The organism is Paenarthrobacter sp. TE3676, assembly GCF_056279165.1.
The window spans coordinates 154,711-178,157 of the sequence record NZ_JBWBQU010000010.1 but is presented as its reverse complement, the minus strand read 5'-3'; the positions used below and the strand labels follow the sequence as shown (position 1 = coordinate 178,157).

Here is a 23,447-nt window from a genome sequence, read left to right as displayed (position 1 = left end):
CCGGGAGGGTGTGGGAGAGTAGGACACCGCCGGACAACCATTAGGTAGAGACCCCCCAACCCACACGGGTCGGGGGGTCTCCCGCATTTAACCACCACCCTTCGCACTCATTTGACTGCCAGTGGTGGCTAATCCCACACCCGAACGCAGCTATTGCTATGTGGTGCTTCAGGTGTTCGGCGCATGTGAGACTTGCCACGGGACGCCCCGGAGGTGGCTCCGGCGTTCGGTCGCTGTGGCGGGGTCGAATAGAATTGAACTAGATATACGAGTCGGCAGACGAGTGCTGCCGGCGGCGTGACAACGAAATAAGGGTTATGAGCGACTACGCACGCGCCAGTGGTCGGCTCGCAACAGGAGGAATCCACCATGGCTGAGCACAACGGCGGCAATCGCGGCGGCAATCGCGGAAACTTCGGAGGGAACCGGGACGACCGCGGTTCGTACCGCGCCAACAATAATTCCGGCGGAGACCCCCGTGGCTTCCGTTCCAGGGAGAACCGGGACGGCAACGAGCGTCCGGCACGCGATGGTGAACGTCGCCCGTTCAACAATGACCGTGGTGATCGTCCGGCACGTGATGGTGAGCGTCGCTCCTTCGGCGGCGACCGTGACCGCAAGCCGTTCGGTGACCGTAACGATCGTCCGGCTCGCGATGGTGAGCGTCGCCCCTTCAACAATGACCGTGGTGACCGTAAGCCGTTCGGTGATCGTCCCGAGCGCGGACCGCGTAATTTCGATAGCCCCCGTCGCGATAACGATGACCGTCGCTCCTTCGGCGGCGACCGTGACCGTAAGCCGTTCGGTGACCGTAACGAGCGTCCGGCACGAGACGGTGAACGCCGTTCGTTCGGTGATCGTCCGGCTCGCGATGGTGAGCGTCGCCCCTTCAACAATGACCGCGGTGACCGTAAGCCGTTCGGTGATCGTCCGGCTCGCGATGGTGAGCGTCGCCCCTTCAACAATGACCGCGGTGACCGTAAGCCGTTCGGTGATCGTCCGGCTCGCGATGGTGAGCGTCGCCCCTTCAACAATGACCGCGGTGACCGTAAGCCGTTCGGTGATCGTTCCGAGCGCGGACCGCGTAATTTCGATGGGCCCCGTCGCGATAACGATGACCGTCGCCCCTTCAACAACGACCGCGGTGACCGCAAGCCCTTCGGTGACCGTGGTGATCGTCCAGCACGCGATGGTGAGCGTCGCCCCTTCAACAACGATCGTGGTGACCGTAAGCCGTTCGGTGATCGTCCCGAGCGCGGACCGCGGAACTTCGGCGGTGACCGCAACGACCGCGGCGGTTCGTGGGAAGAGCGTCCGGCCCGGGTCCCCAACGCCAAGGACATCCGCAGCGCCAACCGTCCTGACCGCGAACGCTCTCCTGAGATTGACGAGGACGTCACGGGCAAGGAACTCGACCGCGCCACGGGTCACCAGATCAAGACCCTCGAGGAGCAAAGCGCGGGCTGGGTCGCGAAGCACCTGGTCATGGCTGGCCGCCTGATCGACATTGAGCCGGAGCTCGCATTCCAGCACGCCCTCGCCGCGAGCCGCCGCGGCGGGCGCCTCTCGGCCGTGCGTGAGGCGGTTGGCCTTACTGCTTACGCTGCCGGCCACTACGGTGAGGCACTGCGCGAATTCCGTACGTACCGCCGCATCAGTGGCTCCAACGTGCATTTGCCGGTGATGGCTGACTGCGAGCGTGGCTTGGGACGTCCGGATCGCGCCCTTGACATGGTCCGTTCTCCCGAAGCCCAGGATCTTGACGCTCCTGGCAAGGTTGAGCTTGCCATCGTGGCCTCAGGTGCACGTGCGGACCTCAAGCAATTGGATGCTGCGGTCAGCGAGCTTGAGATCCCGCAGCTGGACATCAACCGGGCCTTTTCATATAGCCCCCGCCTCTTCCGCGCATACGCTGAAGCTCTGAGTGCTGTGGGTCGTACCGAAGAAGCGGACAAGTGGGCCCGGCAGGCGCTCGTGGCTGAGAACGCTTTGGGCGTGGGCGACTTCGCTGAACCCGAAATTCTGGACCTGGGCTGGGACGAGCAGGAAGAAGCAGCTGCGCGTAAGCCGCGCTTCGAGAAGCCGGCCCCGGATGCCGACGTCGTGAAGCCTGAAACGGAGACGGTCATCGTTGAGGCCGCAGCCGCTGATGTTGAGCATGATGACGTTGAGCTTGATGATGTCGAGTCTGATTACTTCGAATCCGATGACGCTGAATCTGACATCGATTCAGCGGACGAAGAAGTAGAAGCAAAAGACGAAGACACCGAGAACGAGGGCTCCGACTCCCAGCATGGCTGATTCACTGATCTCATCGTTTGATGCTGTCCTTTCGGATCTGGATGGAGTGGTTTATGCAGGACCGCACGCCATTCCCGGGGCTGTGGAGTCATTGCAGCGTCTCGAAACCGTAGGCGTCGGCCTGGGGTACGTGACAAACAATGCCTCACGCACCCCTGCCCAGGTCGCGGCGCATCTGCGTGAGCTCGGTGCACCGGCTGAGGACCACCAAGTGGTTAGTTCCTCCCAGGCGGCAGGGGAGCTTCTGGCTTCCATGCTGCCTGCGGGGGCGCATGTCCTCATCACTGGCAGCGCAGCATTGGCCCATGAGATCGAACTGGTAGGACTCAAACCGGTGCACAGCGCCGCCGAATCACCGGTTGCGGTCGTCCAGGGATTCAACCCGGAGATTGGGTGGAAGGATCTGGCGGAGGCATCATATGTCGTGGCCGGGGGTGCCATGTGGTTTGCCACCAACACGGACATGTCCATCCCGCAGGCCCGCGGCATGGCACCGGGTAATGGAACGCTGGTTGCTGCGGTGGCGGCTGCCACGGGTAAGACGCCGTTGGTGGCAGGCAAGCCCGAAGCGCCCCTTTTCCACGCGGCAGCCAAACGGCTAAATGCTGATCGTCCGCTGGTTGTGGGCGACCGTTTGGACACGGACATCCTGGGTGGCAACCGCGCAGGATTTGCGACGGCGGCAGTCCTCACCGGTGTGGACACCACCCACACCATCATTGCGGCGCGGACTGACGAACGTCCGGATTACCTGCTGGCAGACCTGGAAGGCCTTTATGCGCCGTATCCGGAGGTTGTCAGCGACGCCGGCACGTTCCGCTGCGGTGCAGCCACTGCAGTTGCAGGGGACGGGACCGTCACGGTGACTGGCCTTGAGGGTGACCTCGATGCATGGCGCGCAGCGTGCGCGGCATGGTGGGCAGCGGTTCCCGACACGGACGTGGCGCAGGCGCCGCAGCTGGAATGGCGAAATCACTAGACTGGTGCGATGACCGAGCCCCAACACTCAGAGCCTCAACACTCAGAGGCGGAACATCCTGAACCGGAGCGACCCGCGGTCCAGTGGCCTGACGCCGAAAACCCCACAGGTGATCCGCTGGTGGACAGGGCACTAGGCCCGCTGGAGGACGTGAATAGATTGCCCGTGCCGGACCATGGGGACCTGTACGCGGGCATACATGACGGCTTGTTGGAAGCCTTGGATGCCGAACCCGGGCTTCCGGCAGTCCCGAAAAGCACCCCCAGCGATCTCCGCCCGGAAGGCGACAGCTAACGTATGCCAAGACTTGATCAGGAACTCGTCACCCGCGGGCTGGCGAGGTCCCGTACCCATGCCGCCAAGCTCATTAGTGACGGCAAGGTCAGCTCGGGCGGCAACGTCCTCGTCAAAGCCTCGCACCAAGTGGATGCTACGACCGGGTTGGATGTCGAGTCCCACCTGGAGGACATCTACGTCAGCCGCGCCGGGCATAAGCTGGCCGGCGCGCTGAAGGCGTTTCCCGCCGTCGTAGTTTCCGGGAAGAGGTGCCTCGACGCCGGTGCCTCCACGGGCGGTTTCACTGACGTCCTGCTGCGGCAAGGTGCCGCCGAAGTAGTGGCGGTGGACGTGGGGCACGGCCAGCTGGTCACGCACCTCCGGGAGGATCCCAAGGTGGAGGTCCACGAAGGCCTGAACGTCAGGTATATGACGGCGGAGCAGATCGGCGGTCCGGCACAGCTGACGGTGGCTGATTTGTCCTTTATCTCGTTGACGCTGGTCCTGTGGCCGCTTGCGCAGTGCACCGAGCCGGGCGGCGATCTAGTCCTTATGGTCAAACCGCAGTTTGAGGTTGGCAAGGAGCGTCTGAGCCGAACCGGCGTGGTGTCCTCAGAGAATGAACGACGGCGGGCGGTCGCCCAAGTGGCCCGCGCAGCAGTGGATGCAGGCCTTGAACTTCAGGACCTGGCAGCCAGTCCGCTTCCCGGGCAGGACGGAAATGTTGAATACTTCCTGTGGATGACGCGCAGGATGTCCTCGGTGTTGCCTAAGATCGAAGAGCGGGACGAGGACGTTGCTGCATTGATCAGGAAACTCTGGCCGAACCACTAGAAAGCAGATTCGATGAGCAGGCGTGTACTTGTCCTTGCCCACACCGGGCGGGAGGAATCGCTCCGCGCAGCGTGGGATGCCTGTACGCAACTGCATGCCTCTGGTCTGGTTCCCGTGCTGCAGAAGTCCGAACTTGCAGATATCGAACGGTTCTTTGGTGCCCTCGATACACCCATCGAGATCCTCAACGATCACGTCAATCTGGAGGACGTGGAACTCGTGATGGTCCTGGGCGGCGATGGCACCATACTCCGCGCAGCTGAGCTGGTCCGTGAAGTCGATGTCCCGCTGCTGGGCGTCAACCTGGGTCACGTGGGTTTCCTCGCGGAAAGTGAACGCGCCGATCTGGCCCAAACGGTGGAGTGGATAGCCAGCCGTCAATACACGGTGGAAGAACGCATGACCATCGATGTCCAAGTGTGGGTCAAGGGCCAGAAGATTTGGCATACGTGGGCTTTGAACGAGGCTGCCATTGAGAAGGCCAACCGTGAACGCATGTTGGAAGTTGTCACCGAAGTTGACGAGCGTCCCTTGACGTCGTTCGGCTGTGATGGTGTTGTCCTCGCGACGCCCACGGGTTCCACGGCCTACGCTTTTTCTTCAGGTGGCCCCGTCGTGTGGCCTGAGGTTGAGGCTTTGGTCATCGTCCCGATCAGTGCACACGCACTTTTTGCGAAGCCCTTGGTGGTGTCGCCCCGTTCCAAGTTGGCGGTCGAAATCATGAACCGTACCGACGCCGTGGGGGTCCTCTGGTGCGACGGCCGTCGTTCGGTGGATCTGCCGCCTGGGGCACGCGTTGAAGTAACGCGTTCGGCAACCCCGGTGCGGCTGGCCCGGACGCACAAGACACCGTTCTCGGCCCGGCTTGTCCGGAAGTTCCAACTTCCCATCCATGGCTGGCGTGGCCCGGCGCCCCGGAGCGGCGAAGTGCACACCGGACCCATCCCTGTCATCCGCACACTGTCACCGGCACCGTTGCCCAGCCCCCGGGACTCCGGTACGTCCCCGGACCCGGGGCACGGTGAGCCATCAGACCCCACGAATGCGAAGTGAAACATGCTCGAAGAACTCCGAATCCGTGACCTCGGCGTCATAACCGACGCCGCCCTGCCGCTGGGCCCCGGCCTCAGCGTCGTCACCGGCGAAACCGGTGCAGGCAAGACCATGGTGGTGACCGCCGTCGGACTTCTTCTTGGTGCCCGTTCGGATGCCGGCGCCGTTCGGAGCGGCGCCAAATCTGCGTCGGCGGAAGCTGTGCTGAAGCTCGATCCAGCGCACAGTGCGGTGGAACGCGCCAAGGAGGCCGGCGGGGAGGCGGAAGAGTTCGACGGCGTTGCTGAGCTCCTGCTGGCCCGCACCGTGGGTGCCGACGGGCGTAGCCGGGCTTATGTTGGCGGACGTGCGGCACCGGTGGGTGTGTTGGCTGAATTGGGCGAGAGCCTGGTGGTGGTCCACGGCCAGTCAGACCAGATCCGGCTCAAGAGCGCCACCGCACAGCGGCACGCCTTGGACAGGTTTGCCGGAGCACCCCTCGCCAAGACGCTGGGGGAGTATCAGGAACTGTTCAACCACTGGAAGGCCATTCAGTCCGAACTCGAAACACTGCGCAGCGAAGCCCGCGAGCGTTTGCGGGAGGCTGAATCCCTGGACGCGGCCCTCAAGGAAATCGATGAGGTGGATCCCCAGCCTGGTGAAGACGAAACCCTCAAGGCCGAGGCCGTGAAACTGGCCAATGTGGAAGAACTGCGTTTGGCGGCAGCTGCGGCCCATGAGTCCCTCATTGCCGAAGAATTCGGAGACGCCGGCGACGCAACGACCATGGTGGATGCCGCCAAACGGACACTGGAGCACGTGGCGGAGCACGACGAGGAACTTCGTTCCGCAGCAACGCGGCTGGCGGAGGTCGGCTTCCTCCTCAATGACATCGCCGCCGAGTTGTCCAGTTACCAGGCAGCGCTGGACACGGAAGGCCCCGAACGTCTCTCAGAAATCGAGGAACGCCGCGCTGCCCTCGCCAAGCTGATCCGAAAGTACGCCCCCAGCATTGACGAAGTGCTTGAGTGGGCTGCTGCGGCCAGGACACGCCTCGATGAGTTGCAGGATGACTCCAGCCGTATCGAGGCCTTGGACGCCGAAGTGGGTTCTGCGGAGGCAACCCTGCGCAAGCTGGCCGCGGGCATCACCAAAGCCCGCCTCAAAGCTGCCAAGGACCTCTCAGCGCGGGTCAGCGCCGAGCTGAAGGCCTTGGCCATGGCCGACGCCACGTTGGTCATCGAGGTTGATGGCAGCGGCGTGCTGGGGCCGTGGGGCACCGATGAGATCGCCTTCCTCCTCCGGCCTCACTCCGGTGCTCCGGCGAGGCCACTGGGCAAGGGTGCCTCCGGCGGTGAACTGTCCAGGGTCATGTTGGCAATCGAGGTAGTTCTTGCCGCAGTGGATCCCGTCCCCACGTTCGTCTTCGATGAAGTGGACGCCGGCGTGGGTGGGCGTGCCGCCGTCGAAATCGGACGAAGGCTGGCCATGCTCGCCCGGCACGTCCAGGTCCTTGTGGTCACACACCTGCCACAGGTAGCGGCCTTCGCAGATCAACATATCCGCGTGACGAAAACTTCCGTGCGTGGCGCTGATGGGAAGACAACCACGGGGTTCACGTCCAGTGACGTTCAGCTTCTTGGCGACGACGAGCGGGTCAAGGAGCTTGCCCGCATGTTGGCCGGTCAAGAGGATTCCGAGAGCGCGCAGGCGCATGCCCAGGAATTGCTGGACGACGCGAAGCTCCTGCCGCAGCGCGCGTAGTGTTGCCGGGGTTAGCTGCCGCGGGCTAGTGCGAGCACAATCACATTGGTGCGCTTCTTCCCGCCCAGGTCTTGCTTGGAATGCGGTGGTGAGCAACTATTGACCATTTGGGGAATCCGAACAGACGCTTGGAAGGCGTAATTGATGATAAGCTCGAATTCCGTGGTGCAGCGATCAAATTCCCGTGTAAATTCCCGGTTCCCGGGCTCGTCCAAGACGACCAAACACATCTTCGTCACCGGTGGTGTGGCGTCCTCGCTCGGTAAGGGTCTGACGGCTTCTAGCCTCGGTCACCTGCTGCGGGCACGTGGTTTGTCTGTAACTATGCAGAAGCTCGATCCCTATCTGAACGTGGATCCGGGCACGATGAACCCCTTCCAGCACGGCGAAGTATTCGTGACGGACGACGGTGCCGAAACCGATCTCGACATCGGACACTACGAACGCTTCCTCGATGAGAACCTTGAAGGTTCGGCCAACGTCACAACGGGCCAGATCTACTCCACCGTCATCGCCAAGGAACGTCGTGGCGAATACCTTGGAGACACCGTTCAGGTTATTCCCCACATCACGGATGAAATCAAGCGCCGTATGCGCCTGCCTGCCGAAGGCAAAAACGCTCCGGACGTCATCATCACCGAAATCGGTGGCACGGTGGGCGACATCGAGTCGCAGCCGTTCCTTGAGTCCGCACGCCAGGTCCGCCAGGATGTGGGCCGCAACAACGTCTTCTTCCTGCACGTTTCATTGGTGCCGTACATCGGCCCTTCCCAGGAGCTGAAGACCAAGCCCACCCAGCACTCCGTGGCTGCCCTCCGCTCCATTGGCATCCAGCCTGAGGCCATCGTGATCCGCTCGGACCGCGAAGTGCCCGATGCCATGCGCGAAAAGATCGGCCGCATGTGCGACGTCGACATCGACGCAGTGGTCAACGCCGCTGACGCACCCAGCATCTACGACATCCCCAAGACCCTTCACTCGCAGGGCTTGGACTCCTACATCGTCCGTGCGTTGGATCTCCCGTTCAAGGATGTTGACTGGACCAAGTGGGACAAGCTGCTTGAAGCTGTCCACAACCCCAAGCACGAGGTCGAGGTTGCCCTTGTGGGCAAGTACATCGACCTCCCGGACGCCTACCTCTCGGTCACTGAGGCTCTCCGCGCCGGAGGTTTTGCCAACGAAGCCAAGGTCAAAATCCGCTGGGTCCCCTCGGACGAGTGCGAAACCCTGGCAGGTGCCACCAAGTCCTTGGCAGGTGTGGACGCCATTTGCGTTCCCGGCGGCTTCGGTATCCGTGGCCTCGAAGGCAAGCTTGGCGCTTTGAAGTTCGCCCGCGAAACCAAGCTCCCGGTCCTGGGCTTGTGCTTGGGCCTGCAGTGCATGGTGATCGAGTACGCCCGCAACGTGGTTGGCCTTGAAGGTGCTTCCTCCAGCGAGTTCGAGCCCGACTCGAAGTACCCGGTTATTGCCACCATGGAAGAACAGTTGGACATCGTGGAAGGCAAGGGAGACCTCGGCGGCACCATGCGCCTGGGCCTCTACGAAGCCAAGCTGGACGAAGGCTCGGTCATTGCCGAGACCTACGGCACCACCACTGTCAGCGAACGGCACCGCCACCGCTACGAGGTCAACAACAAGTACCGCGACCAGATCGCTGCCGAGGGCCTGGTGTTCTCGGGTACTTCCCCGGACGGCAAGCTCGTGGAATATGTGGAGCTTCCCCGCGAAGTCCACCCGTACTACGTGGCAACGCAGGCGCACCCGGAGCTCAGCTCCCGCCCCACCCGCCCCCACCCGCTGTTCGCAGGTTTGGTCAAGGCTGCCTTGGAGCGTCGTGAAGGTGCGCCCGTGGCCACCAAGACCGGTGCCCGCACGGTAGCTGCCAAGTAAACGTAAGCACTAACGAAGGACGGCGCGATGCCCGGTATTTCTGAAACCCCCCGCACATCAAGGCAGGTTTCGGACATGCCGAGCCCGCGCCGTCTTTTGTCTACCAGCAAGGTATATGAAGGCCGCATTTGGGACGTCGTCAGCGACTCGTTCCAACTCAGCGACGGCACGGACACCCTGGTTCGTGACTACATCGACCACCCCGGCGCAGTAGCGGTGCTGCCCATGAACGTGGACGGTGAGATTCTGTTGCTGAAGCAGTACCGGCATCCGGTCGCCATGGATCTGTGGGAGATCCCCGCCGGCCTGCTGGACGTTGAAGGCGAGGACTTCGTGGTGGGCGCGGCCCGGGAACTGGCGGAGGAAGCCGACCTGGTAGCGGCTACCTGGAACGTCCTTGTGGACTTCTTTAACTCGCCGGGTTCCTCCAGCGAGGCAGTCCGGATCTACCTGGCACGGGGCCTCAGTGACGTACCTTTGGCGGACCGGCATGTCCGCACCGATGAAGAAGCTGAAATTGAACTTCACTGGGTGCCGCTCGAAGACGCCGTGCAAGCAGTGCTGGAAGGCCGGCTGCATAATCCCTCGGCAGTGCTGGGGATCCTCGCTGCCGCTGCCGCGAAGGCTGATGGCTTCACCAGCCTTCGTCCAGCCAATGCGCCTTGGCCGGCTCACCCGAGCCAGCGCTGAGCATGGCCGAGGCCGCCACTCGAACCGTCAATGGCGTTGACCGTGCAGTAACCGACTATCTGCAGCACGTCGGGGTGGAGCGCGGCTTGGCGGCGAACACGCTGTCCGCGTACCGCAGGGACCTCGCCCGGTATTCGAACTTCCTTGCTGCGCAAGGCGTGGATCAGCCGGGAAACATCACACGGCATCACGTGACCGCCTTCGTGCAGGCCTTGTCCGACGGTTCGGACGGCGCCGCCGCCCTGGGGGTGCGCTCTGCTGCACGCACAGTGGTAGCTGTGCGTGGCCTCCACAAGTTTTGGGCGCTGGAAGGAACCACGACGGCGGACCCAGCCAGCGATGTGCACCCACCAATGCCGGGCAAGCGGCTGCCAAAAGCCATCAGCGTTGGTGAAGTGACGCGCATTCTGGAAGCTGCCGGCTCAGACAGTGCCACCGGTCTGCGAGACCGCGCATTGCTTGAATTCCTTTACTCCACGGGAGCCCGCATCAGCGAGGCCGTGGGGTTGGACGTCGATGACGTCTCCCTCGAAGACACCGGCGGTGACCCTGCCATCGTGCGGCTGTTCGGCAAAGGTTCCAAGGAACGCCTGGTGCCCTTGGGCTCTTACGGTGCCCGCGCCGTCGGGGCCTATGTTGTTCGCGGCAGGCCGTTGCTGGCGTCCAAGGGCAAGGGCTCCCCGGCGCTGTTCCTCAACGCCCGGGGTGGCCGGATCAGCAGGCAGAGTGCGTGGACCATCCTTAAGGCCGCCGCCGAGAAGGCGAATATCACCAAAGATGTCTCTCCACACACGCTGCGCCATTCCTTCGCCACCCACCTCTTGGAAGGTGGGGCGGACGTCAGGGTGGTTCAAGAGCTGCTGGGACACGCGTCCGTGACCACCACCCAGGTCTATACGCTGGTCACCGCGGATACTTTGCGTGAGGTCTACGCAGCTGCGCATCCAAGGGCGCTCGGATAGCCAGGGCGCCGGGATAAATCCAGACCCCAAGATAACGCCCGGGTTACTCGAGGACGTTCAGCGTCAGCTCCACGGCGTCCACGAACAATGCCAGCAGCGAGGTCCCCAAGCCAGCTACCAGCAAGAGGCCGGGGTGTGCCAGCCCTACCACCACGCGCTTGAGCCGCGGGCGTCCGCGGAGGTACTTCTTCGGTACGCGTGTCTTCAGTGGTATCTGACGCCAGCCCCGCAGCCGCCGCAGGAACCACGCACAGCGGACGATGAACGCCATCCACAGGATGGAGAGCACCAGCGGAACTGCTGCCAGCATGAGGTTGAAACCCAGAGCCGTGACTTCCTTTTCGGAATCGCCAATCACGGACTGGATGGTGGTGGAGATGGAAGCACTCATCACCACTGAGGCTGCCCACACCATGAAGGCTGCCACCAGTGCAAGGAACCGGACGAAGAAGTGGCCCAAGACGGTTGCGTCGACTGCCCTGAGGTGGCTTCGCGGCGTGGCATGCAGCACCACCAGCGTAGAGATCAAGGTGGGCAGTGCGGCCACGAGGACCAGCAGGTACCAGGTCCATCCGGCCAGGTCCGCCACTTCGTCCAAAACGATCAGTCCTGCCCAAACCACCGTCCAGGCCCACCCTGCATAGAGCGGGTGTGCCACGAGCCAGCGGGGCAACCAGGCGTCCCGTTCGGCTTTAGCCTTGGGGACTGTTTCTCCTGCACCCGAACCGTCGTTGGGCGGCGGTTCGCCAACGCTTTCGACGGCTGCCACCTGGGCTTGCCGGTTGCCCCCACCTTCAGTCATGGGCTCACTGTAGCAATGGCGGCAGCGGCAGGGGAGATCAGGTTAAGGTAGGCAGCATGACTGCAGCCCATGTGACTTTGTGCTTCCTCCTCCGCGACGGCGCGGACGGAGAACATGTCCTGCTCGGGACCAAGAAGACAGGTTTCGGTCGGGGCAAGGTGGTGGGCGTCGGCGGGCACGTTGAGTTGGGGGAGACCGCCTCACAGGCTGCGTGCCGTGAGGTCATGGAAGAGATCAACGTGGTGGTGCACGCAAAGGACCTGATTCCGGCGGGCACAGTTGATTTCGTTTTCCCTGCGAGGCCGGAGTGGAACATGGCCACCACCGTGTTCCTGACCCGCGTGTGGGAGGGGGAGCCATCGGAAAGCGACGAGATCGCCCCTGAATGGTTCCCCGTGGCGCAACTTCCAGTAGAGCGGATGTGGGCTGATGCGGAACACTGGCTGCCGGCCATGATTTCCGGCCAGCGCGTCGCCGTGAGGGTGGCCTTGGCGGCAGACAACGAGAATGTGGCCGACGTCCACACCATTGATTGGGTGGATCCTCAGCGGTAGCAGTACCGAAGCAAGTACGACGACGGGCCGGTCACCTTTCGGTGACCGGCCCGTCGTCGTAGAGTTCGCCAAATTTCGGGACGCGTTAGGGGACGTGCCGCTCTTCCGGCCCGTTGTATTCACTCAGCGGACGGATCAGTGAGTTGGATGCTACCTGTTCCATGATGTGGGCGGTCCAGCCGGTGATGCGGCTGGCGACGAACAATGGGGTGAACGTCTGGGTGTCGAAGCCCATCAAGTGGTAGGTGGGCCCGGCCGGGTAGTCGAGGTTGGGCTTGATGGCTTTGGCCTCGTCCATGGCCTGCTCGAGTCCGTTATAGAGGCCCAGGAGCTCAGGCCTGCCGTAGTGGGCGATCATCTTGTCCAGGGCGGCTTTCATGGTGGGCACGCGGGAGTCGCCGTGTTTGTAGACGCGGTGTCCGAAGCCCATGACCTTCTTCTTCTGGGCCAGGGCGTCTTCCATCCAGGCCCGGGCCCGGGTGGCGGCTTCCTCGAGGGACTCTTCGCTGCGGATGCCGATCTCATCGAAGGTGTGCATCACGGCCTCGTTCGCTCCGCCGTGCAGTGGACCCTTGAGGGCGCCGATCGCGGCGGTAACCGCCGAGTGCAGGTCAGCGAGCGTGGAGGTGACCACGCGGGCGGTGAAGGTGGAGGCGTTGAAGGAGTGCTCGGCGTACAGGATCATGGAGACGTTGAACGCCTCCACCACCTCCGGAACCTGTTCTTCGCCGAACGTCATCCACAAGAAGTTGGCCGAGTAGTCCAGGTCCTCACGCGGTTCAACGGGTTCCTGTCCGCGACGGCGGCGCTGGTCATAGGCCACGACGGCGGGCATGGCGGCCCAGAGATCAATCGCCTTCTTCATGTTCGCTTCAGGTGAGGAATCCTCCGCCAGCTGGTGCCTGGCGCCCAGCACCGACGCTGCCGTGCGGCACACGTCCATAGGGTGCGCCGTGCTGGGCAGTGTATCCACCACTGACTTCACCACGGGGTCCAGAGCACGTCCTGCGCGCTCGCGGGCCGTGAATTCCGAGAGCTCTGTTTCGTTGGGCAGTTCGCCGTTCCACAGCAGGTAGGCGACTTCTTCGAAGCTGCATTTAGCGGCCAGTTCCTGGACCGGATACCCGCGGTACAGCAGCGAGTTGGTGTCCGGGTTGACCTTTGAGACCGCGGTGTAGTCCACCACGACGCCGGCAAGGCCTTTTTTGATGTCTTCAGCAGCCATGCTGAACTCCTTCGTTCATAGTGCAGGCGCTCCGAGTAGGCCAGAGTGCCTGCGTTCCCCTTGATGAATCCGGAACCTAGCGGACGCCAGGTACCTGGAAGTTGAAAACGCCGGTATCGAATTGGTTGTATGCCTCGTAGTCGACGAGTTCGTAGAGGCGCGCACGCGTGAGCATGTTTTCCACTTGCGCTTCTTGGGTCCCCGCAGCCTTAATCGATTCCAGAGTACGCTCTGCAGCGCCCATGGCAATGCGGAGGAGGGTGACGGGGTAGATGACCATGTTCACGCCGACACCTTGGAGCTGCTCGACGGTGAAGAGTTCGCTTTTGCCGAATTCGGTCATGTTGGCCAGGATGGGCACGTCCACGGCGTCGCGGATGGCTTGGAACTCGCTCAAGTCATGCATGGCTTCGGGGAAGATCGCGTCGGCGCCGGCATCCACGAGTGCTTTGGCGCGGTCCTGCGCAGCTTGGATTCCATCTGTGGCGCGGATGTCGGTGCGGGCCATGATGAGGAAGTTCGGGTCGCGTCGGGCATCTGCCGCGGCGCGGATGCGCTTGGTGGCGGTGTCGATGTCCACCACGTTCTTGCCGTCCAGGTGTCCGCAGCGTTTGGGGTTGAACTGGTCCTCGATGTGGCAGCCGGCCAGGCCCGCGTTCTCGAGTTCCTGGATGGTGCGGGCCACGTTCATGGGTTCACCGAAGCCTGTGTCCGCGTCCACCAGGGAGGGCAGGTCCGTCATGCGGGCGATCTGCCCGGCCCGGGTGGCCACCTCGGTGAGGGTGGTGAGGCCAATGTCGGGCAGGCCGAGGTCGTTGGCCAGGACGGCGCCGGAGATGTAGACGCCGGCGAAGCCTTTTTCCTCGATCAGCCGGGCCGAGAGCGGGTTGAACGCGCCCGGGAACTGCTGCACAGTTCCGGAGGCCAGCAGCTCCTGCAGCTTGACGCGTTTCTGTTCGGGCGTGACTTTGGAGTACAGCATTTTAGAACAGTCCCTTGGGCGCGTTGCTGAGGTCGATCACGCCGGGCGCGGCAGTGATGTTCAGCTGACCCAGTTCGCCGGCGCCGAGTTCGGTGACGCGTTCGACGGCGGTGAGGAACCTTTCGATTTCGGCTTCCTCGACGAGACCGGCAGCGAGGGTGCGGAACTTGTTGATGTATTGCTCGCGGGCGAACGGCCGGGCACCGAGCGGGTGGGCGTCGGCGACGGCGATCTCGTCCGTGATAACAGACCCATCCGTGAGGGTGATTTCCACGGAGCCGCCGAAGGCCTTCTCCGCGATGTCCAGGGAGTGGTACCGGCGGGTCCACTCCGGGTCTTCGACGGTGGTGACCTTGTGCCAAAGTTCCACGGTGTCCGGACGGGCGGCGCGTTCGGAGGCGTAGGAGTCCACGTGGTGCCACGCACCGTCCTGCAACGCGACGGTGAAGATGTACGGGATGGAGTGGTCCAGTGTTTCGCGGGACGCGGTGGGGGAGTACTTCTGGGGATCGTTCGCGCCGGAGCCGATCACGTAGTGGGTGTGGTGGCTGGTCTTGATCAGAACGGAGGCCACGTTGGCCGGGTCCGTGGTTTCGGGGTGCTCTTTGTGGAGTTTGCGGGCGAGGTCGATCCACGCCTGGGCCTGGTACTCGGCGGAGTGTTCCTTGGTGTAGGTGTCCAGGATGGCGCGCTTGGCTTCACCGGGCAGCGGCAACGGGACCTCGTAGGAGGCATCGGGGCCGTCGAGCATCCAGGCGATGACGCCGTCTTCGCCTTCGTAGATCGGCACGGGTGAGGTCTGGCCGCGCATGGAGCGGTCCACGGCTTCGACGGCCATTTTGCCTGCGAAGGCCGGGGCGTGGGCCTTCCAGGTGGAGATTTCACCCTTACGGGACTGCCGGGTGGCGGTGGTGGTGTGGAGGGCCTGGCCCACGGACTGGAAGATCGTCTCAACATCCAACCCCAACAATGTGCCGATGCCGGCCGCAGCGGACGGGCCAAGGTGGGCCACGTGGTCGATCTTGTGCTTGTGCAGGCAGATCGCTTTGACCAGGTTTACCTGGATCTCATAGCCGGTGGCGATGGCCCGGACCAAGTCGGCACCGTTGGAACCCACGTGCTGGGCGACGGCCAGGATCGGCGGGATATTGTCGCCGGGGTGGGAGTAGTCCGCGGCCAGGAACGTGTCGTGGTAGTCCAGTTCACGCACGGCCACACCGTTGGCCCAGGCGGCCCACTCGGCGGAGACCTGCTCTTCGATGCCGAACACTGCAGCGCCCTTGCCGTTGGCCGAAGGTGCGTGGGTCAGTGCCTGCGCGCGGGCCGCGACAATCGGTGCCCGGTTCAACGAGGCGATGGCCACCGAGGCGTTATCGATGATCCGGTTGATCACCATGTCAGTGACCTCGGGGGTGACTTCGACGGGGTCGGCGGCGACCACGGCGATCTTGTGCGCCAACTGCTCCTCGCGGGGGAGGTTCTCTTCGGACTTGTAGACGCGGACGTGATGGTTCTTCACCATGGTGCTCCTTCTCGTGAGGCGTTTGGCTAAGCAGGGGTGTGGGTGGCTTTGACGTGGGTGAGGCTGCGGTGCAGGTGGACTGTGGTGGCGGCCTCGGCCAGCCGGGGGTTGCCTGCGGCGATGGCCTCAGCAATCGCGGCGTGCTCGGCGGCTGCCGCGTGGAGCCGGGCAGTGTCATCGGCGGCCAGGCGGCGGACCCGGACCAAATGGACGCGCAGGCTCCGCATCGCCTGGGCCAGGTAGGAATTGGAGACCGCAACGTCGATGGCGTCATCCAGCCGACTCACCAGGGCGTAGTAATCGTGGCGTACGGGATCGGTATCGCGGAGCAGTTCAGGGGCCAGCAGCAGCTGGGTATGCAACTCGGCGAAGATCCCGGGTTCCCCGCGCTGGGCAGCCAACGCCGCGGCCCTGACTTCAAGGGTTTCGCGCAACTCGAACAACTCGTCGATGCTCTCCAGCGAGATATCGGTAACGACGACGCCGCGGCCGCCTGCCGCCGTCGTCAATCCCTCCGCGGTGAGCCGGCCCAGCGCCTCCCGGACCGGCGTCCGGGACACCCCGAGACGTTCGGACTGCTCCACTTCCGCCAAAACAGTACCCGGCCGCAGGCGCCACTCAATGATGTCTTCCCGAAGGGAAGAGTAAGCCCGATCACTAGCACGCATGCCCTCATTGTATACACGAATCGTCAATTACAGCACTATTTAGGGGTAAAATTCCCACAATGTATACATTCACGCGCGGGCGATGAAGTACGCATTGAACGGGTCCTCCTCCAATTCCTTCACCTCCAAGGTCCGGAAACCCGCTTCACGGAGCATGTCCGTGGCCCGCTCCTTCCCCCATACCGTGCCCAGGCCATCGCCGCCTTGCCCCAAGGAAACAGCCATGCAGTGGAATGTGGAAATGGTGTACAGGAAGGCGGCCCACGGGAGGTCCAAGTTCTCCTCCAACCGGCTTGAAGCATTGATGTCCACCATCAGGAAGGTGCCCCCGGGCTGAAGCGCGGCATGGATGTTCTTCAGCACCTGAGCCGGGTGGGCTTGATCGTGGATGGCGTCGAACGCTGTCACCAAGTCGAACGCCTCGGAGATGTCCAACCGGCTCACATCCTGAAGCTCGAATCGGACGTTGGAAAGTCCCAGGCCTGAGGCCTCGGCAGCGGCGGTTGCCAATGCTTCGGCGGAGAAGTCGTAGCCGGTAAAAGTGCTGGCAGGGAAGGTGGACCCCAACAGGTTCAAGGCATGGCCCTCGCCGCATCCGATGTCAGCGACGGAGATACCGCTGCGCAGCGCCTCCAGACAATCTGTCAGGGGAAGAATGGTCTCCAGGAGTGATGCATCGTTCACTGCAGCGCTTTCAGAAGCCATGATGTGATGGAATCGCGGGTAATCCTCGTAGCTTGTTCCGCCGCCCGTCCGGAACGCGTGGACGATCTTCGGGGCCACCTCGCCCATGAGCGGCACGTACTGCAGTGTTCGCGCGAGATTCTCGGTACCTGCACCTGATACGACAGGAACGAATTCCGGGCGCAGGAGATACGTTCCACTGTCCGGTTGGAAGTCCACGAAGCCAGCCGAGGTCATGCCGCCCAGCCATTCCCTGACGTAGCGCTCATTGAGGCCCGACGCATCGGCAATAAGGCTGGAAGAGGCCGCAGGGAGGGCCGACAATGTCTTGAAAAGGCCAGTTTGGTGGCCTACAACCACCAAGAGGGCGATGGAAGAATCGTTGAGGATTCCGATCAATCGTCCCGTGGCCTGCTGGACGGCTTCCGCCGCCGTGGAAGCTTCCCGTTGCCCGGCCTGGGTGCTGTTCATCGCGGGTCCTTAACAATGCGGGGGCCGGCCTGCACGGCCCGTTATCCGTAACTTCAAGGTAAGGCCGCGGGGCCTTGCAGCGCGTCCGCGAAAACCTGCATCTTTTGGCGCACCATGGGTCAAATCATGCAGGCTCAAGTCCGGTGGTGCTCTGCCATTCCGTGATGACGCGCCCAAGCGGCCGCAGCGGTCCTGGAGTTAACGCCGATCTTGGTGAAGATGTTCGCCAGGTGACGGCTGGCTGTTTTCTCGGAGATGGTGAGGGTCTGAGCTATCTGCCTGTTGCTTGAGCCGGACAACACGCAGCCCAGTACTTCCATTTCCCTGGCCGTCAGCCCACCCAGGGCGTCATCAACATTTGGCAAGGAGAACGGTGCAGCTCCTAGCTGTGTACGGATGGCGGCAGCGGTGGCGCGTTCCGCGTCGGCCGCACCGGCCTCGCCCAGCGCCGCCCGGACTGACGATATTCGCTCATGGATCCGTGCCAGCTCAAAACGTAAATGCTGGGAACGGTAGCCCAGTGCAGCCGCTTCGAACTCGGGCAGCGACTGGAGCCAGCGGCCTTGGGCCATCAACAAAGCGCCCCTGGCATGATGCGCCCACGCAATCAATCCCGTTGTCCCGTAATGGGCAGCAGTTCCTTCCAGCTCGCTGCAAAACACCTCAGCACTGTCAGCGTCCCGGGGTGCAAGCAACTCCACGAGCGGCAGCAGCAACCAGGCCCGTCCAAGGCGCCCGCGGTCTGCCAACGCGGCGCGGAGATCCGTGAGCGCTTCCTCGTCCTTTCCGGCATCAGCAAGAAGCAAGGCCGAGCCGGGCTGGGCATCAACGCCGAGTCCACGCGCCATGGCATACGCGGCCGCGGCGCCGGATCTGTTTCCCTGCCGTCGGCGAATATCGCCCAGTTCGTTGAAACAGTCGGCCGCGATCCAAGTCTGGGCATTCCGAAGACGCTCGCCGAGGTGCGCCAGTTCCGCCTCTGCCTGCTTCCAGCCACCTTCGGCACTGATCAGCTGCAGTTCATGGACCCGGACGATCCCCGAGTACATGAAGGACGTGGAAAGGCTGGCGCACCATGCGGCCAAAGCGTCAGTCCACCACCTCATGCGCGAGTAGTCGGCCAGTTCGTAGCAGAGGTGGATGACGGAGCAGTAGATATCGCCACCCCACTCCGCCGGGACCTTGCCGGCCATGACGGGAAGCAGTGCTTGATCCAGGTCCTCGAAGCCGCGGGCTGCCTGGCCTCTCCGGACGGCGGCGAGACCCGACAACATGAGCGCGAAACTCTCCAGCTCGGGAGCTTTCTGCCTACGATTCATGGCGGTCAGCTGGAGGGAAGCAGCAAAGGCAGAGTCCGCATCACCTTCGAGGTAGATTGCGTCGTTGCCCTCCAGATACAGCAAATATCCGTGTTCCGGAGACTCGGGAAGCCTGTCCAAGAGTCGTCGCGCCCGGTTCAGCCATGCCGATGACACAGCGATGTTCCCGCGGACACCCCACTGCAAGGACAAGGTCAGCGCAGCCTTAGCGGCGGCCTGGAACTGTGTACGGGCGACCAATCCGCGAAATACTTCCTCGGATAATGCCATGGAACCCTGAACGTCGCCGAGCCACCATTTGGAGCGCGCCAGGATTTCCAGGTCCTCCAGGCTCAGCGGAGATTCTTCACCGGCACTCTCCATGGTCCGAAGCGCAGCATCCCACTCTCCACGGGCGTACGCCTCGCGGGCTTCCATCAGCTGCGGTGGCGCTGGTGATTCTGGTTGTCGGAGCGGCGGCTGTGCGGACATGGGCCCTCCATGGGTCGCCACCAGCTTACTGCGGAGGTACAGGTAACGGGAGGATCCCTAGGCCCGGTTCCAGCCGTACTCGTTCTCCGGCCGGCCAGGAGTGCCATACCTGGGCGCCCGGGTGACCGTTCCGGCGTCGGCAAGGTATTCCAGATAGCGGCGGGCGGTCACTCGGGACATCCCCAGTGCGTCCATGACCTCACTTGCGGACACCGGCCGCTGCCCCGCCCTCACCAGGTCCTTCACTGACTCCAGCGTTGACCCGGAGAGTCCCTTGGGCAGCGGCAGTTCCGTGGGTGCGCGAAGGCTCGCGAACGCCTGGTCGACGTCACTCTGCGAGGCCCCTGCTTTGGAAATGCCGGACATCGAGCCCGCCAACTGTTCGCGGAAGGTCCGGTAGCTGCTGAGCTTGTCGGCAAAGGTGGCGTACGTGAAGGGTTTGATGAGGTACTGCACGACGCCGATGGACACGGCGCTGCGGACGATGTTCAGTTCACGGACGGCAGTGATGGCGATGATGTCGGCAAAGACTCCCGCGGAACGCATCCGCCGGGCCACGTCCAGGCCGTGGAGGTCAGGGAGGTTCATGTCCAGCAGGACGAGGTCCACGGGGGAGCCGGACGCCGCAAATTCTCCGAGGATGCGCAATGCCGACTGGCCATCGGGTGCCGTCCCCACCAAAGTGAAGCCGTCCAAGCGGCCAATGTAGACAGAGTGGGCGTCCGAGGCTATTGGCTCGTCCTCCACCACCAGGACACGGATCTCTGTCATGCCTTCTCTTCCTCGGGAACCGGCGCGGGGAGCATGACGTGGAACTGTGCTCCGCCGGGATTGCTGATGGTCATCGTACCGTTGAGCCGCTCCACAGCCTGACGGACCAAGGCCAGGCCAACGCCCCGACCATGGGCACCTTGCGGGTTTCCTTCCGGAGACTTGGTGCTGAAGCCGTACTGCAGGACGTCATCGATGGAGCCCGGATTGATGCCGCTGCCGGAGTCACGCACCGTAAATTCGACGGCGGCAGGTCCGGCTTCCACGTCCAGCTCCACCTTCCGGGGAAAGTCGCCGGCAGCGGCAGCGTCAATCGCGTTGTCCAGCAGGTTCCCGAGAATGGTCACCAGGTCCTGGATCTCCAGGCCACGCACGCCGGAGCTCCCTGAGGTCCTGACTACCAACTCCACCCCGCGTTCGTGGGCTTCCGCCGCCTTGCCCATCACCAAGGCGCTCATCACGGGCTCGTCCACGGAGGCCACCATGTCATCGGTGAGTTGCTGACTGAGCTCAAGATCCTTGGTGGCAAAGTCCAAGGCCTGGGGCGTGCGGCCCAACTCCAACAGGGAAACGATCATATGGAGCCGGTTTGCATGCTCATGTGTCTGGGCGCGAAGGGCATCGGAGAGGGTCTTCATCGTCTGGAGCTCCGTGCCCAGGGATTCGATTTCGGTCCGGTCGCGGATAGTGGCCACCGTTCCGTAGACGGCGGGTTTCTGCCGGCTCCGCTCAGGCACCGGGCCTACTGCCGGGGCTTGGTTGACCACCAGGATCCGTGAACCAGTCAGATGGATTTCGTCATGTGCCGGCCTACCCGATTCGAAAAGCGCCCGCAGGCTGCCATCGAAGGGAAGATCGGCGAGTTTGGGGGCGTCGTCAGGGGACCGGTCGGCGTCGGACGGCTCCAGGCCCAGAAGCTCTGCGGCTTGGTCGTTGTACATCACCGCCTTGCCGTGGGTGTCAATCAGGATCACGCCTTCGCGGACGGAGTGGAGGACGGACTCGTAGTACGCGAACAGTTGTGCCAGCTGCTCTGGTCCCCATCCCCTTGTGACCGAGCGCAGATAGCGGCCCAAGAGCCAGGAGGCCACTGATCCGAAGAACAAGACCACCAACGCGATGACGCCAATCACTCCCAGCCTCTCGGCAACGTCGGTGTCCACTGTGCGGACCGTGATGCCGGCAGCGACCAGGGCTTTGACGCTTCCACCGGCGTCCTTGACGGGAGCGATGGTTCGGACCGAGGGGCCCAAGGTTCCTGCAGTAACTTCGGTGAAGGTTTCACCGCCGAGGGCCGGCTCAATCGTCCCGATATATGGCTTGCCCAGTTCCTCTGTACGGGGGTGGGTCCAGCGTGTTCTGTCCGGAGCCATGATGGTGATGAAATCAGCATCGGCGTCGTCCATGACTTCCCGCGCGTAGGGCTGGAGGATGGCTGAAGGATCTGCCGTGGATGAGGCCTCCAGGACAAGGGGATTGTTGGCCAGGGACGTGGCGATCGCCTGCATCCTTCCGCCGGCTTCGTCGTAGGCCCTGTCCCTGGCTTCCACCACGGAGAACGCGCCGAAGACCGCCGTCAGGACCAGGACGAACAACAGGTTCGCCACGAACAAGCGGCGGGCGATGCTCCAGCTGTGAAACACGTGGGCCTCCCATGACCAATATGACCGCAACGGTGATGTGTGTCACCAACGGCTCAATGATGGATATCACACAAGGGCAGCGGATTGGACATCAGTGCAGGACCGCAGCGCCTTACACAGTATCCAGAAGGAGAATCCCATGACCTCTCAACGAGGAGAGTCGGCAGTAACCGCCAAAGGTGGACGCAAGGGGCTCGACAAGTCGCACTACCTGTACATCGCGGTCATCCTGGCCGTAGTGCTCGGCGCCGTGGTCGGCCTGATGTTCCCCGAGGTTGGCAAGTCCCTCAAGCCGCTCGGTGACGGCTTCATCAAGCTCATCAAGATGATGATTGCCCCGGTCATCTTCTGCACCATCGTCCTGGGCATCGGCTCCATCGCCAAAGCCGCAACCGTTGGCAAGGTCGGGGGACTCGCCCTGGGCTACTTCGTGGCAATGTCCACGTTTGCCCTCGCCATCGGCTTGGTGGTGGGCAACCTGATCCACCCGGGCGAGGGGCTCAAGCTGACCCCGTACGATCCCACCAAGAAGGCCGATACCAACAGCACAGTGGACTTCCTCCTGGGAATCATCCCCGGCGACATCCCGGTCCTGCCCACCCTTCTGGCTGCCATCCTGGTCGGTTTCGCACTGCAGAAGATGGGAAAGCAGGGTGCACCCATCCTCACCGCCATCGGTCACGGACAGCGCCTCGTGTTCCGCATCCTCATCATGATCATGTGGCTGGCCCCGGTTGGAGCATTCGGTGCCATCGCCGCCGTCGTTGGTGCCACCGGCGCCCAGGCGATCCTCAGCATGTTCACCCTGATGCTTGCCTTCTACGTAACGTGCGCACTGTTCATCGTGGTCATCCTCGGTACGCTGCTCCGCGCAGTGGCCGGCGTGAACATCTTCAAGCTCATGAAGTACCTGGCCCGCGAGTACCTCCTGATCTTCTCCACCTCTTCCTCCGAGGCAGCCCTGCCCCGCCTTATCGCCAAGATGGAGCACCTGGGTGTCTCCAAGCCGGTTGTTGGCGTCACGGTTCCCACCGGCTACTCCTTCAACCTGGACGGCACGGCCATCTACCTGACCATGGCATCGCTGTTCGTAGCCAACGCCATGGGCACGCCGTTGGATCTCGGCGCGCAGATCTCCCTGCTGGTCTTCATGATCATCGCTTCCAAGGGTGCTGCAGGCGTCACGGGTGCCGGACTTGCCACCCTTGCGGCCGGCCTCCAGGCACACAAGCCGGAGCTCTTGGGCGGCGTGGGCATGATCGTTGGAATCGACCGCTTCATGTCCGAGGCACGTGCATTGACCAACTTCACCGGCAACGCAGTCGCCACAGTCCTCATCGGCACCTGGGTGAAGGAAATCGACAACGGCCAGGTAGAGCGTGTCCTCTCCGGCAGCGAGCCCTTCGATGAGCAGACCATGATCGCCCACGGCGGCGAAGAAGAGGCTGCACCCGAGGCTGAAAACCGCGAGAAGGCCACGGTCTAGCAGGATCAGCGTCAACGCAAGATAGTTTGGCGAAGGCCGGCACCCCACCAGGTGCCGGCCTTCGCTGTTCCCGCGGCAGCCCAGGCACGCGCCTCAACCTTCGACCTCAACTAGAGGGTCA

20 protein-coding genes are annotated in these 23,447 nt (G+C 63.1%); 11 read left to right on the top strand and 9 right to left on the bottom strand.

What is annotated here, in order from left to right; genetic code table 11:
- The first annotated feature begins 369 nt into the window (after window positions 1–369).
- The 9 genes from ACZ881_RS21145 to xerD all read left to right on the top strand — a co-directional run bounded on the left by ACZ881_RS21145 (window position 370) and on the right by xerD (window position 10,728).
- Window positions 370–2,301, top strand: coding sequence for a hypothetical protein (locus tag ACZ881_RS21145; protein WP_476117856.1), 1,932 nt, complete (start codon window positions 370–372; stop codon window positions 2,299–2,301).
- Complete coding sequence (locus ACZ881_RS21140; protein ID WP_091466556.1) at window positions 2,294–3,280, top strand: HAD-IIA family hydrolase; 987 nt, start codon at window positions 2,294–2,296, stop codon at window positions 3,278–3,280. The genes ACZ881_RS21145 and ACZ881_RS21140 overlap by 8 nt, the downstream gene beginning before the upstream one ends.
- A gap of 9 nt (window positions 3,281–3,289) precedes the next feature.
- A complete protein-coding gene (locus tag ACZ881_RS21135) occupies window positions 3,290–3,574 on the top strand; it encodes a hypothetical protein (protein ID WP_476117855.1) in 285 nt (94 codons plus the stop codon).
- Window positions 3,575–3,577: 3 nt separating this feature from the next.
- Complete coding sequence (locus ACZ881_RS21130; RefSeq protein ID WP_054809331.1) at window positions 3,578–4,390, top strand: TlyA family RNA methyltransferase; 813 nt, start codon at window positions 3,578–3,580, stop codon at window positions 4,388–4,390.
- A gap of 12 nt (window positions 4,391–4,402) precedes the next feature.
- Window positions 4,403–5,443 (top strand): NAD kinase, encoded by a 1,041-nt coding sequence (locus ACZ881_RS21125; protein WP_091466559.1) that lies wholly within the window; start codon window positions 4,403–4,405, stop codon window positions 5,441–5,443.
- Window positions 5,444–5,446: 3 nt separating this feature from the next.
- The gene (gene recN / locus ACZ881_RS21120) at window positions 5,447–7,186 is read left to right on the top strand and encodes a DNA repair protein RecN (protein WP_476117854.1); all 1,740 of its coding nucleotides are present in this window, start codon (window positions 5,447–5,449) and stop codon (window positions 7,184–7,186) included.
- 144 nt (window positions 7,187–7,330) lie between these two features.
- Window positions 7,331–9,076 carry a CTP synthase gene (locus tag ACZ881_RS21115; protein ID WP_091466563.1) on the top strand — a complete coding sequence of 582 codons (1,746 nt, stop codon included), beginning with the start codon at window positions 7,331–7,333 and terminating at the stop codon, window positions 9,074–9,076.
- Between the two features lie 27 nt (window positions 9,077–9,103).
- Complete coding sequence (locus ACZ881_RS21110) at window positions 9,104–9,766, top strand: NUDIX domain-containing protein (RefSeq protein ID WP_091466564.1); 663 nt, start codon at window positions 9,104–9,106, stop codon at window positions 9,764–9,766.
- 2 nt (window positions 9,767–9,768) lie between these two features.
- On the top strand, window positions 9,769–10,728 hold the full coding sequence (gene xerD / locus ACZ881_RS21105) for a site-specific tyrosine recombinase XerD (protein WP_091466566.1): 960 nt from the start codon (window positions 9,769–9,771) through the stop codon (window positions 10,726–10,728).
- A 43-nt stretch (window positions 10,729–10,771) separates the two neighbouring features.
- Here the strand turns inward: xerD and ACZ881_RS21100 are convergent, their stop codons facing one another.
- Window positions 10,772–11,530 carry a hypothetical protein gene (locus tag ACZ881_RS21100; RefSeq protein WP_476117853.1) on the bottom strand — a complete coding sequence of 253 codons (759 nt, stop codon included), beginning with the start codon at window positions 11,528–11,530 and terminating at the stop codon, window positions 10,772–10,774.
- A 56-nt stretch (window positions 11,531–11,586) separates the two neighbouring features.
- On the opposite strand from ACZ881_RS21100, the gene ACZ881_RS21095 reads away from it, so the two are divergent.
- Window positions 11,587–12,084, top strand: a complete 498-nt coding sequence (locus tag ACZ881_RS21095; RefSeq protein WP_476117852.1) for an 8-oxo-dGTP diphosphatase — start codon at window positions 11,587–11,589, stop codon at window positions 12,082–12,084.
- A gap of 85 nt (window positions 12,085–12,169) precedes the next feature.
- Here the strand turns inward: ACZ881_RS21095 and ACZ881_RS21090 are convergent, their stop codons facing one another.
- From ACZ881_RS21090 to ACZ881_RS21055, 8 genes are all read right to left on the bottom strand, one after another.
- On the bottom strand, window positions 12,170–13,309 hold the full coding sequence (locus tag ACZ881_RS21090) for a bifunctional 2-methylcitrate synthase/citrate synthase (RefSeq protein WP_476117851.1): 1,140 nt from the start codon (window positions 13,307–13,309) through the stop codon (window positions 12,170–12,172).
- 76 nt (window positions 13,310–13,385) lie between these two features.
- On the bottom strand, window positions 13,386–14,291 hold the full coding sequence (prpB, locus tag ACZ881_RS21085) for a methylisocitrate lyase (RefSeq protein ID WP_476117850.1): 906 nt from the start codon (window positions 14,289–14,291) through the stop codon (window positions 13,386–13,388).
- Between the two features lies 1 nt (window position 14,292).
- Window positions 14,293–15,813: an MmgE/PrpD family protein gene (locus ACZ881_RS21080; RefSeq protein WP_476117849.1), complete on the bottom strand. Its 1,521-nt coding sequence runs from the start codon at window positions 15,811–15,813 to the stop codon at window positions 14,293–14,295.
- A gap of 26 nt (window positions 15,814–15,839) precedes the next feature.
- Window positions 15,840–16,481: a GntR family transcriptional regulator gene (locus tag ACZ881_RS21075; protein ID WP_476117848.1), complete on the bottom strand. Its 642-nt coding sequence runs from the start codon at window positions 16,479–16,481 to the stop codon at window positions 15,840–15,842.
- Between the two features lie 69 nt (window positions 16,482–16,550).
- Window positions 16,551–17,636, bottom strand: coding sequence for a class I SAM-dependent methyltransferase (locus ACZ881_RS21070; RefSeq protein WP_476117847.1), 1,086 nt, complete (start codon window positions 17,634–17,636; stop codon window positions 16,551–16,553).
- A 134-nt stretch (window positions 17,637–17,770) separates the two neighbouring features.
- The gene (locus ACZ881_RS21065; protein WP_476117846.1) at window positions 17,771–19,426 is read right to left on the bottom strand and encodes a helix-turn-helix transcriptional regulator; all 1,656 of its coding nucleotides are present in this window, start codon (window positions 19,424–19,426) and stop codon (window positions 17,771–17,773) included.
- A 57-nt stretch (window positions 19,427–19,483) separates the two neighbouring features.
- Window positions 19,484–20,197 carry a response regulator gene (locus tag ACZ881_RS21060; protein ID WP_091466581.1) on the bottom strand — a complete coding sequence of 238 codons (714 nt, stop codon included), beginning with the start codon at window positions 20,195–20,197 and terminating at the stop codon, window positions 19,484–19,486.
- Window positions 20,194–21,840 carry a sensor histidine kinase gene (locus tag ACZ881_RS21055; protein ID WP_476117845.1) on the bottom strand — a complete coding sequence of 549 codons (1,647 nt, stop codon included), beginning with the start codon at window positions 21,838–21,840 and terminating at the stop codon, window positions 20,194–20,196. Before ACZ881_RS21055 ends, ACZ881_RS21060 begins: the two co-directional genes overlap by 4 nt.
- Before the next feature lie 139 nt (window positions 21,841–21,979).
- Between ACZ881_RS21055 and ACZ881_RS21050 the strand changes: the two genes are divergently transcribed.
- Window positions 21,980–23,326: a cation:dicarboxylate symporter family transporter gene (locus tag ACZ881_RS21050; RefSeq protein WP_476117844.1), complete on the top strand. Its 1,347-nt coding sequence runs from the start codon at window positions 21,980–21,982 to the stop codon at window positions 23,324–23,326.
- Window positions 23,327–23,447 lie beyond the last annotated feature (121 nt).